Here is an 11643-nt window from a genome sequence, read left to right as displayed (position 1 = left end):
GCGCCTTCCAGGCAGTGGACCGGCCTGCTGCTCAGTGGCCGGGGACGCGGATGTGCAGGGCGGGCAGCGCGTCGTCCGCCACCCGCACCAGGGAGCGGTTCGTCCCCAGCACGAGGCTCTGCAGCAAGGCGAGGATCGCCGCGCATCCCGGATAGCGCTCCTCCGCCATCACGTACGGGGCGGCGCCCGGGCCGGGCGAGGCGGGCCCCAGTTCCTCCGGTGCCCCGAGGAGGGCGAGCACCTCGGGCTCCTCTGCCCCGGCGACGTCGGAGCGCATCAGAGCGACGCCGAAGGCGCCGTCCGCACTGTCGGCCGGCGCTCCCAGCGCCCGCGCCACCGGCGATCCCGCGGCGGCCGGGACGGCGATGACGAGGGCCGCCCGAGCCACTTCGTCAGCCAGGTAGCCGTGGGCGATGTGCAGCGCGGCCAAGGCGGAGTCCAGACCGCATTCCGTCCGGACGTTCGGACCGTGCGAGTCGATGCGGCTCGAGGCCCGTCCGGCGCTGACGTTCGCCATCATCCCGGTGACGGAGAACGCGGAGGTGGGCGCCGTCCGCTCCCGCACGTCGGCCACGAGTGCGCCCAGCACGCCGGCCGGCATCGACGGCCGCCGGTCGCCGTCCGCGGCGAGGTCGCGCAGGTAGCAACGCAGGGCGTGCTCGATCGACGCCCGCGTCGGACCGGGCATCGCCAGCACTACGGCCGTGTCGTCGAGCACGTCACGCGGCATGCCCGCCGCGAGCGTCTCGGCGCACGCTGCGGCCAGCAACTGGCTCAGATCGGCTGAGCGCCGGGCGGGTCCGGGCAGGGCGAGGGTGATCGGCGGGCGGTGGTCCGCGCCGAAGCGGGCGGGTGGCGGTTGGTGACCGACGCCGGCCAGCCAGGCGTCGACCGCCGCGGCATCCGGTCGGCCGGGCAACACGGCGGTCCACCGGGTGACGGCGACCGGGGCTCGGGTCGACGGTGTGGTGCGGGAGACGGCGCGGGTGGTCCGGCCGGTGCTCGGCGCCGGAGGGGGGTCGGACACCAGCAGGCAGGCGTTGGTGCCGCCGAACCCGAAGGCCAGTACCGCCGCGGTCCGGCTGCGGCCGCGCTCGGCGGGCCACGCGAGGTGATCGGCGGGGATCACGAGCCCCTTGCGCGAGAGCGGTCCGCCGGCCCCACCCGGCGGTTCCGGGTGCGGTGAGTCACCGCGCAATCCGGGGATCAGGTCGTGCTCCAACCCGAGCAGGGCGTGCTGCACCGAGATCGCGCCGGCTGCCGGACCGGTGTGGCCGACCAGGTGCTTGTTCGCGGTCACCCGCAGCCCCGGGGCCGCCAGGTGGGCCGACCCCGCCACGCACCGCTCCAGCGCGTCAAGTTCGGCTTTGTCACCCGCCGCCGTCCCGGTGGCGTGCGCGACCACCCAATCCACGTCGGAGATGGCGCACCCGGACGCGCGCAGCGCCCGTTCGAGTGCGGCTCGCTGCCAGCGGGGATCGGACGCGTTGATTGCCTTCCCCCTGCCGTTGGACGAGAGCCCGAACCCCCGGAGCGCACCGAACACGTGATCCCCGTCGGCCAGCGCGCGGTCGTGACGTTTGAGCGCCACCACCGACGCGGCGTCGCTGAACAACGTGCCATCAGCCCCGGGTCCCAGTGCTTGGAGCCGAGCGGTGGGGCTCAGTCCCCGCATCGCGGAGAAGAGCACCTGATAGCGCGGGGTGATCGCGTAAACCCCGCCGCACAACGCCACGTCGCAGGATCCCGACCGCACGGACCGCGCCCCCAGCTCGATCGCGTAGAGCGCCGACGAACACGCCGTGTCGACGCTCAGATGAGTGACGGCGCCGGGCCACAGTCCGGCCAAGGCCCGCCTCGCACACCGGTGTGCGAGGCGTTCGTCGACCGGCCCGGCGTACGGGTACCGGGAGGGCAGGGAACCATTCGGCAGGCCGGCCACCGCCAGCCGGTCCCGGGCTTGTTCGAGCACGAGGGCCTCGTCGAGGCGCTGGTCCCCCTCGCAGATGAAGCCCGTGACGGTCAGGAAGCGCCCGCCCTCGGGGAGGGCGGTTCCCCGCAGCGCCTGCCGTGCCGCCCGTCGCAGCCATTCCTCGACGTGCGCGGGGCCGGTGGCCGCGACCTCGGGACTGTCCCCGATCCATCCCGCGACGAGGTGGCACGACGTGTCCTCAGTGGACGAACCGAGGTGTTCGGCGCCGAAGGACGCGGCCGGGCACCGATTCTCGTCCTGGCGGAAGACCGGGGCGCCGCCGAGCAGGAGCTCCCAGAGATCACGGGGGCCATCCACCCCAGGTGCGACGACCCCCATGCCCACGACGGCGACATCGTCGAGTGCCACTGCTGCGGCCCCTCTCTGCGGAACGGATCGCGTGCGATTCACGTACGGCTGGTGCTCTTGAGCCGGTCGACCACGTAGTCGGCGACGTCGGTGAGCGTCAGGTAGACGCTCGCGTTGACCTCCTCCGGCTCCAAGCCGTAACGCGCCACGACGCGGACGAGAAGTTCGGTCTGCTGCATGGAGTCCACGCCCAGGTCGAACTCGATGTTGGTGTCGGGGTTGACCATTTCCCGGGGGTATTCCAGCACGGCGGCGTAGAATTCGCGCAGATCCGCGACCACCTGATCGGTCGTCGGAATACCCGCCGAAAGGTCGGGCACCGCGGGCTCCGGCGCCAATTCGTCCGGGATGCCATTTTCCTCACTCATGCGGGAACTCCGATCAGTTGGTCCCGGCCGTCGATCAGTTGGTCCCGGCCGTCGTCGGGTGGGGCACGGGCAGTCCGGTGCACGAGTCACTGTCCGTGCGCGTGCACCCCGCCGGCAATGGAACGCAGGTATTAGAGCGCTGGAACCCGATCCAACTGCCCTGCCCATAAGACGTATTTCCCTTTGCTGTCCACCTGCTCACACTGGAGGCGGCCCGGCGAAAACGAACTGGCAGCCGCACCGGGGTGCCGGCGCACCGGAAGCAGTTGTGGCGGAAGGACAGGGAATGCCAAGTATTCCGGTGGCGGTGACCGGCATGGGGGTCGTCGTCCCCGGAGCCGACGGCATCGACGAGTTCTGGCGGCTGCTGCTCGGTGCTCAGCCCGTGTTCGGCGCGCCCGGTGCACGGTTCGACGTCACGGACTTCGGGTCGGACGCGAACGTGCGGAACCTGGGGCACGACGACCGGATGTACACGACCACCTTCGGCTGCGCCCGTGCGTCAACCGGCCGAGGCCTGCCGGAAGGGACGGACAAAGGTGCGCTGCTGTTGCGTTCGGCTCTTCGGCAGGCGCTCGACGGCGTGCGCCTGCCGGCGGCGAACCGGGTGGAGTTGTGCCTGGGCGCCTCGGTGTGCGGTTCCCGCGGCCTGGAGGAGAGCGCCGTCACGGCCGCGCTCGCCCGGCGGGCGGGTCCCGACGCGGCCCGGGTGCGCGAACTGCTCGCGACCGCGCTGCCTGGGGGCCGTCGCGCCGTCGCCCGCCAAGGCCCCGACGGCGTGTGCCGGGAGGCCATGACCGGCCTCGTCGACGGCTCGGTCACCGCCATCGACGCCGCCTGCGCCTCGTCGCTGTTCAGCGTCGACATCGGCGTCCGCATGCTGTGTGCAGGAGCTCGCGACCTGGCCGTGTGCGGAGGGCTCCTCAGCGTCGGCCCGCTCCTCCAAGTCGCCTTCGGCCGACTCGGGGGGCTGAGTAGGACGGACGACGTGCGCGCGTTCGACCAGGGCGCCGACGGCGCGCTGCTGTCGGACGGAGCCGCTGTCCTCACGCTGAAGCGCCTGGCAGACGCCGAACGCTGCGGCGATCCCGTCTGGGGCGTGGTCACCGGATTCGGCGCCGCCTCCACGGTCCGGCACGTCACGGTCGCCGCGGCCGATGCCAGCAGCCAGGTGCGGGCGATCCGGCAGGCGCGGGAGACGGCGGGCATGGACACCGACGCGATCGATTGGTTCCTCGGGCACGGCACCGGCACGCGAGCCGGGGACGCCGCCGAGCTGCAGGCCGTGGCGGAGACGGCCGGCTCCGAGCCGATACCGCTGTCCTCCAACAAGTCGCTCATCGGGCACACGGGCTGGGCGTCCGGGGCCGTCTCGGTCATCCACGCCCTGCTCGCGCTGCGGCACGGGATGGTTCCCGCACAACGCCGGTTCGCCCGGTTGCCGGCCAAGCTGGCCGGCGCGGTCGAGCAGCGCCTGTACGTCAGCACCGTGCCGATCCCGCTGCCCCGACGCAAGGACCGGGCCCGCAACGTGAGCATCGCCGCCTCGGGGTTCGGCGGCGTCAACGCGCACCTGCTCGTGAGCGACAAGCCGCTCCGGTCCGCAACCGGCGGGGAAGGCGTCGCACCGGCTCCCACTCCCCGCACGGTGCTCCTCGACTGGACCGCCCGGCTGCCCGGCCTGTCCGGCCGGCGCCAGGTGGGCGACTGGCTGCGGTCCGGCGCCCCCGCGCCCGCACGCACCTTCGACCACGACGACCTGATGCCGAGCACCCACGCCGTCACCATCCCACCGCACACGCTGCGCACGCTGGACCGGGCCCACCTGCTCGCCCTCGACTGCGGACTGCGGCTGCGGGAGGACCACGGAACCCCGTGGCGGGGTTCCGAATCCCGCACCGGCGCCATTGTGGCGCACACCGGGCTGCCACGGGCGATGGCCGATTGCGCTCAACGCGTCCACCACGCGCGTCTCGTCCGTCTGGCGGCTGAACTGCGGTCCCGGGGGCAGCGCGCGGACGCCGACTTGCTCGACCGCGTGCTGGCCCAGGCGAGAGGCAGCACCGCGCCGGTCGCGGCGGGCACCCTGCCGGGATACCTGACCAATGTCATCGCCGCACGCCTCACCTCGCTGTTCGGCCTCGGCGGCCTCGGCCTCACCGTCGACCTGGCGCACGGGGCGCTCCCCCGGGCGCTGTCCCTCGCGACGACCTACCTGACGTCGGGGGTCCTCGACTTCGCCCTCGTCCTCGCTGTGAACGCGAACGCCTCGGCCTGGGCCCAGGACCTGGCCGGGCGGCAGCTCGGCGAAGCGGCCTTCCTCCTGGTCCTGACCACGCAGCACATCGCGGACACGCGCGGTCTCACCACGCTGGCCGCCTTGCCGGACCGGCTCCGCCCGGTCGCCGGGCCGCCCCGGGATCAACCGTCCTACCTCGCGGCCGACGACGCCATCGCACTCCTGCGAAATCTGGCGCACGCCTGAAGACATCGAGCTCCCACCGCGCGCAGAGAGGTTCCCAGGTGAACAACACTTCCCCCACCCACCGGCCGGTCACGCGCCGGCACGTCATCCGCGAGACCACCGTCCCGCCCGCACCCGTGCGGGCGGCGCTGCCCCCGGTGCCACCCCGCACCCTCGTCCTCACCACGACCCGGGACCTGGCCGACGAGCTCCGCACCCATCTCACCGAGGAGCACTGCTTCGTGCTCTCCCTCCCCGAGCCGGACCTCGTGTGGGACCGCGAGGCGTTCGCGGCGCTGCTCCCTCCCGGCCTGCGGCACATCCGCGTAGTCGCCTTCGCCGGTGACGTGTGGGCGAACGACCTGCCGGACGCCCTGGTGGCACTGCACGAAGCTGCTTTCCTCGCGGCACAGCGGATGATCGGCGCGCTGCGCGAGGAAGGCACGCTCGGTGTGGTGTTGCTCGACGCCTTCGGCCCAGGCGAGGGAAGTCCACCCCGTCCCGTCACGGGGCTGTTCACCGGGCTGCTGAAGTGCACGGCCTGGGAGACGGACCGGGCGCAGGTCTTCGGCGTGCTCACCGACACCACGGACCTGACCACCGCGTTGGACCAGCTGGCCGTCGAATACCGGTGCGGGCGGCGGTTCCCCCATGCGCTGTACCGCGGGGACCGGCGCAGCGAGGAGCGGTTCTCCCCCGCCGAGCCCACCGGACGCCCTCCCGGTCTCGACGAGAACAGCGTCGTGGTCGCCGTCGGCGGTTCGCGCGGGCTGACCACGCAGATCGTGCGCGAACTGGCCCGCACCACCGGCGCGACGTTCTTCATCATGGGCTCCACCGACCTGGAAGCAGTGCCCGCAGAGGTATTCGCGGGCGACGACGAGCACTTCGCCGCCCAGCGGCCCGAGTTCCTGCGCAGGTTCCGGCGGGAGGACCCCCACGCCTCGCCTGCCGAGCTCGGCAAGCGGTTCGAGGCCCTTGTACAGGCACGTGAGGCGAAGCGCTTCCTGGCCGAGCTCTCCCGGCTCACCGGGCCGGGCAAATGCCGTTATCTGGTCTGTGACGCGAAGGACGCCGTGCAGGTGCACAAAGCCGCGGAAGCCGTCCTCGCCGAGCACGCCACGGTGGACCTGCTCCTGTTCGCCGCCGTCGTCAGCCGGCCGCGTTCCCTGGAACGCAAGGCGCAGTCCGACTTCCGGCTCGTTCGCGACGTCAAGGTGCGGGGGCGGCAGAACTTGCGCGCGGCGTTCGGGGACCGGGTGCGCACCTGGTGCAACTTCGGTTCCGTGGTCGGCAGCCTGGGACTGCCCGGCGACGTCGACTACGCGTCCGCGAACGACTACCTCGCGGCTGCGGCCCGCCACCGGAGCGCCCAGTCACCGAACCGGGAGCTCACCATCGCCTGGACCTGGTGGAAGGAGTCCGGTTTCGGCAACCGTCCCCTCGCGGGAGACCACATGCGGCGCAGCGGCTGGCTGACCGGCATCAGCGACTCCGAGGGGGTGGAGCACCTCCTCGCCGAACTCGGCAGCCCGGGGCCCGAGCGTGCCCTGGTCGCGCTGATCGGCCCCGCCGAGCGAGCCACCTACGACCGGGTGACACCCGGGCTCATCACCGAAGGACCGGACCGGACGCCCACCGCCCCCGGCGCGCGTTTCCACCTCGACGGCCACGAGGACGGTCCACGCGAGCCGCACGAACGCTCAGCCGTCTGGTCCGTGCGCCTGGAACCCGACGGGCGCGACGCCTACCTGGCCGGCCACCGGGTGGGCCGCGTCCCGACGATGGCCGGGGCACAGGAACTGGAGATGATGGCCGAGGCGGCACTCGCGCTCGTGCCCGGCAGCAGGGTGGCCGCGTTCGAAAACGTGCGCTACCACTCGTTCCTGCGGTGCCATCCAGGACGTCCGGCACCGGAATGCGAAATCGGGGCAGAACTGGACGCGTTCCACGACGGCACCACGCGAGTCACCGCGTCGATCCGCTCACGCCGCGCCCATTCCGACGACCTGCGACTGCACGCCGAGGCAGACGTGCTGCTGACCACCTCCGGCACACCGCCCGGACAGACCCGGCACGAATACCCCCTGCCGTTCCTCGACGGCGCACGCCTCGTACCCGATCCGTACTACCGCGCCGATCCGTACGTGAAGCTCGACGGGGCCTATGTCAGCACAAGCGATCTGCGCCTGCTGCCTTGGGGCAGTGCCGCCACTCTCCGGCTGAACCTCGTCAACGGCACCGGTTCGAGCGCCGCCGAAGACCGTGTCGTGCAAACGGCTTTCGCCGGATACACGGTCCCGAGCCTGCTGATCGACGCCCTGACCCGCGTGGTGCTCCAAGACCCCGGACGCCCGCGCTCACTGGGCTTGGGCGTCCCGTTGGGCTATTCGCGGGTCATCCTGCACACCGGGTTGAACGACGTCGGGATCGAGCGGCGGTTCGGCGCAGGGATAACGCTGTACCGCGTCAATGCCTCGAATGGAGCCGCTGCGATGTGCCTCGCGGTCGGACCGGGCGCCGAAGCGCTGGTGAAGGTGGAGAACCCCCGTCTGGGCGGCCTGGCATGGGTCTCGGAGACGTGACTCGCCGCGCATTTCGCGGGTGCCGCCCGGCCCCGGCTCCGCGGTGCCCGCGCAGGCTTGGTCAGATGTCGCCCGTGCCCAGGACGATCGTGCCGTCGGAGGTGGCGGGACTACTGGCTGGTGGCGTCGAAGGCGGCCTCGTAGCGTTGGCCGGCAGATCCGCCGTGGTGACCAGGTTGTCCCCGAAGACCGAAGACCGGATTTCATGCCACGCCGGTGAGACCTTGACGATAGCAAAATAGGCCGCTGTCTTGCGGAGGATGTCCTTCTCCAGTTCCAGTTCGGCCACCCGCTTGCGCAGCGCCCGCAACTCCTCCTGGTCCACGGCGGCCGTCGTGTCGACGGGGCCGGTCCGGAACTGCTCAGCGGTGCGGACCCAGTTGGGCAAGGTCCGGCTCGACGGCGTCCCCGCGGAACTGCTCGGGGTACTTCGACTTGCCTGACACGGGACATCCTTCCCCGGACCACTGTCGGGGATCAGGGTGTCCGGTTCAAGGGGACAACCTCAGGCCGCGTGGTTCGAGACGTTCGACAGGGGCCATGCGCACCATTGCCGGCTGCGCCGACAACACAGATCGTCAGAAGTGTTGTCGCTCGACGAAAGGACTCGAGATGAGCACAGCGCAGCGCTTGTCCCGACGCGGCTTCCTAGCCGGCGTAGGCGCCACCGCAGCGGCGATCGGCTTAGGTGGACCCGCCGGCGCTTCGCCCTCCGCCAATCGCTCCACGTCCGTGCCGACGCGAGACGAGCGGTACCGGGCTGTCGTGGTAGGCAGCGGGTTCGGCGGCGGCGTCGCAGCACTGCGGCTGGCCCAAGCCGGGGTCCGCACTCTCGTGTTGGAGCGGGGTCGCTGGTGGAACAGCCAACTCGACGACAACACGTTCCCGCAGTTCTTCCATCCCGATCGACGAGTGAGCTGGCTGGAACCGACGCCGGTGATGCCATCGTCCCCGCCCGCGGTGTTCAAGCCCTACACCGGCTTGGTCGAGCGCGTGCGCGGAGTCGGGATCAGCGTGCTGTGCGGAGCCGGGGTCGGCGGGGGCTCACTGCACTACGAGGGCATCTCGTTGCAGCCCTCTGCCGAACTCTTCACCAGGGTAATGCCCTCCAGCGTGGACTACGGGGAGATGACCGCCGTCCACTACCCGCGGGCGGCGTCGATGCTCCGCCTGTCGCCCATACCCGACGACATCTTCAACCACCCCCGCTACACCGCCTCCCGAAGGTTCCTCGCCGACGCCGCATTGACCGGCGGCACCCCGATGCGCGTGCTCCAACCGATGGACTGGGACGTCGTGCGCGCGGAGCTACGCGGCGACCTACCGCCCTGGACGGCATATGGCGAGTGCTTCTACGGGCTCAACAACGGTGCCCGCCACTCAGTGGACAAGACCTATCTGGCCGCCGCTCTGGCCACTGGCCTGGTTACCATCGCGCCACTGCACGTGGTCGAAGAGATCAGCACCGGGACCTCCACCCGGTACGTGCTGCGCTGCAAGCGCATCGACACCGACGGCACCACGCAGGAAAACGTGGTCGTCCACAGCGACACAGTCCTGCTGAACGCGGGGTCCGCCAACACCTCCAAGCTGCTGGTACGCGCCAAGGGACGCGGTGCGCTGCCGAACCTGCCACCCGATGTCGGCCGCTACTGGGGCACCAACGGCGACCGGCTCCTCCTGCGGAACGAGCTGCCCGAACCGACCCTGCCCCACCAGGGCGGCCCGGGCAGCACCGCTTTGCTCGACTGGGATGCGCCCACGGGGCCGGCAACGCTATTCCACGCCCCCGCGCCGTTCGACGTCGAGACCTTCTCGATGTACATCGGGGCGATGGCCATCCCAAACGGGCACGGCGCATTCGACTACAACCCGCTCACCGATTCCGCACAACTGGTGTGGCCGCCCAGTTCGGACGTGGATCCCGAGGTGGCGATCGACGCCGCCGTCACCCGGATGGCCTCGACCAGCGGTGGGGTGTTCGTACCTACTCAGCTGGCGGATCCCATCACCGCTCATCCCCTCGGCGGCGCGGTGATCGGCCCGGTGTGCGACCCGTTCGGTCGCGTGCACGACAACCCCGGGCTTTACGTCACCGACGGCGCCTTGATTCCGGGCTCCACCGCGTGCTGCAATCCCTCCTGGACGATCACCGCATTGGCCGAACGCTGTCTCGACCGTATCGCAGCGCAGGATGTCGGCACGCTCATCTGACATCACACCGACGCCGTATGCAGCCGACCGCGCTCTCCTAGCCAGGTGGGATGTTTCAAGGTCCGTGCTTGCGGCCCGCAAGCCAGCGTCAGTGGAACCAAACGGAAGAGGGCACAGGTAAATGAAGAAGCATGAGCTACTTCGCCATCTGGGCAAAATGGTCGAATTCAATCGAAATGGATCAACATATCGTGGCCGCATAATGGAAGTAGTTACCGAAAGCAGAAACGAAGGTCGAGACGTCAGCGTCGTCGTGGAACTGCCGGCTACCCGACTGAAACTATCCCTTCCGTCGCACGATGTAACACTGGTCGAGTCGGACACTTCAGTCGGCGAAACGTGTTCGCGAACCCCGCTTTTCACGGCACAGCAACACAGCGCTATGCCACAGCAGGGTTAGCCGTGTCACACTGCCGGAGCACACCCTGAAGCACTCGATCATGCAGGAGTTGCGGACCGTCGCTCGTGCCGCACCACTCGAATCCTACGAGACGCCCCGAGATGTCCTGATCGAGACTGAGCCGTTCACCGTGGAGAACGGACTCCTGTCAGACACTCGAAAAATTCTTCGTTCGCGACTTCAAGAACGCTATGTCGACCGCCTGGAGCGCCTCTACGACAAGCGCGATTACGACCGGAACGAACATCTGAGAGAACTGCGCGCCCTGGGAAAGACGACCGGACCTTCCCGACGGTGCACCGAGCACCGAGGCGCGAGCCAGTGAACTGACGCTCGAGAAGTTCATCGAGCCTAGTTGGTCGTCGCCGCGAATGACCTTCCCCATCCCGCCATGTCCGCCCCCCGGGTCGTCCTGCTCACCGGAGCCAACGGTTACCCCGCCAATTCTATGCCTGGACCAGCTCGAGCACCTGTCGGTAAAGGGGGCAACGGGTCTGCCTCGTGCAGGGCCGCGGCGAGGCCCAGGCACGCAGGCGTCTCGACGCGGCGTTCGAGAGCGGTGACGAAGAACTGGGGCAGCGCTACCGCAGGGCGATCGAGAGCCGGCTCACCGTGCCGGCCGGCGACATCGGCAAAGAGCAATTGGGCCAGGACGCGCCGACCTGGACCGGGACTTGCCCGGAACCTCGAAGCCATCGTCCACATCGGTGCTCACGTCAATCACGTCCTCCCTACGAGCAGTTGTTCGGGTCGAACGTCCGGGGAACGGCCGAGGTGATCAGGCTCGCCGTCACCGGCGTGATCAAGCCCCTGACGTACCTTTCGACGGCCGCCATTGCCTTCGGCTGGCGAGGTGCTGTTCCGTGAAGCGCATGAGGCGTGCGGCCTACCGGCGACCGTCGTTCGGTCCACCATGCTTCTGGCCTACACCCGCTACACGGGCAGGTGAATACCACCGACGTATTCATCCGTCTGTTGAGCAGTATTGCGATCGCACGCATCGCTCCGGCCTCGTTCTACTCGCCCGACGCATCCGGTCGCGGCACACGGCCCCACGCCGACGGCCTGTCCGTCGGCTTCGCGGCCGAGGCGATTGGCGCACTGGGCTCGCGGAACACCACTTCCCGCCTGGCCCACAACATGGTCAACCCGCACGACGACGGCGTCTCACTCGATACCTTCGTCGACTGGATGATCTCGGCTGGACTTCCGATCCGGCGCATCGAGGCTACAGCGATTGATCTCAGAGGATGACCGCCGCGCTGAAGGCC

At 70.0% G+C, this 11643-nt stretch carries 9 protein-coding genes; 6 read left to right on the top strand and 3 right to left on the bottom strand.

What is annotated here, in order from left to right; all coding sequences use genetic code 11:
* Positions 1 to 31: 31 nt before the first annotated feature.
* Both AB0M93_RS00320 and AB0M93_RS00315 read right to left on the bottom strand, forming a co-directional pair.
* Positions 32 to 2341, bottom strand: coding sequence for a beta-ketoacyl synthase N-terminal-like domain-containing protein (locus tag AB0M93_RS00320; protein ID WP_364266303.1), 2310 nt, complete (start codon positions 2339 to 2341; stop codon positions 32 to 34).
* Positions 2342 to 2379: 38 nt separating this feature from the next.
* Positions 2380 to 2709, bottom strand: coding sequence for an acyl carrier protein (locus tag AB0M93_RS00315; RefSeq protein WP_364266300.1), 330 nt, complete (start codon positions 2707 to 2709; stop codon positions 2380 to 2382).
* A gap of 286 nt (positions 2710 to 2995) precedes the next feature.
* Between AB0M93_RS00315 and AB0M93_RS00310 the strand changes: the two genes are divergently transcribed.
* Positions 2996 to 5194 (top strand): polyketide synthase, encoded by a 2199-nt coding sequence (locus tag AB0M93_RS00310; protein ID WP_364266297.1) that lies wholly within the window; start codon positions 2996 to 2998, stop codon positions 5192 to 5194.
* 38 nt (positions 5195 to 5232) lie between these two features.
* Positions 5233 to 7758 carry a KR domain-containing protein gene (locus tag AB0M93_RS00305; RefSeq protein WP_364266294.1) on the top strand — a complete coding sequence of 842 codons (2526 nt, stop codon included), beginning with the start codon at positions 5233 to 5235 and terminating at the stop codon, positions 7756 to 7758.
* A gap of 61 nt (positions 7759 to 7819) precedes the next feature.
* Here AB0M93_RS00305 and AB0M93_RS00300 read toward each other — a convergent pair whose 3' ends face one another.
* Positions 7820 to 8146 carry a hypothetical protein gene (locus AB0M93_RS00300; protein ID WP_364266291.1) on the bottom strand — a complete coding sequence of 109 codons (327 nt, stop codon included), beginning with the start codon at positions 8144 to 8146 and terminating at the stop codon, positions 7820 to 7822.
* A gap of 224 nt (positions 8147 to 8370) precedes the next feature.
* Between AB0M93_RS00300 and AB0M93_RS00295 the strand changes: the two genes are divergently transcribed.
* The 4 genes from AB0M93_RS00295 to AB0M93_RS00280 all read left to right on the top strand — a co-directional run bounded on the left by AB0M93_RS00295 (position 8371) and on the right by AB0M93_RS00280 (position 11626).
* Complete coding sequence (locus AB0M93_RS00295) at positions 8371 to 9972, top strand: GMC oxidoreductase (protein ID WP_364266288.1); 1602 nt, start codon at positions 8371 to 8373, stop codon at positions 9970 to 9972.
* A 440-nt stretch (positions 9973 to 10412) separates the two neighbouring features.
* A complete protein-coding gene (locus AB0M93_RS00290; protein WP_364266285.1) occupies positions 10413 to 10697 on the top strand; it encodes a hypothetical protein in 285 nt (94 codons plus the stop codon).
* A gap of 176 nt (positions 10698 to 10873) precedes the next feature.
* Positions 10874 to 11239, top strand: coding sequence for an SDR family oxidoreductase (locus AB0M93_RS00285; protein WP_364266282.1), 366 nt, complete (start codon positions 10874 to 10876; stop codon positions 11237 to 11239).
* A gap of 78 nt (positions 11240 to 11317) precedes the next feature.
* A complete protein-coding gene (locus AB0M93_RS00280) occupies positions 11318 to 11626 on the top strand; it encodes a hypothetical protein (protein WP_364266279.1) in 309 nt (102 codons plus the stop codon).
* Positions 11627 to 11643 lie beyond the last annotated feature (17 nt).

It is taken from the genome of Amycolatopsis sp. NPDC051102, assembly GCF_040682815.1.
Taxonomy (GTDB): domain Bacteria; phylum Actinomycetota; class Actinomycetes; order Mycobacteriales; family Pseudonocardiaceae; genus Amycolatopsis.
Note: the sequence above shows the minus strand (reverse complement) of the source record. Positions and strands in the feature narration are given on the sequence as shown.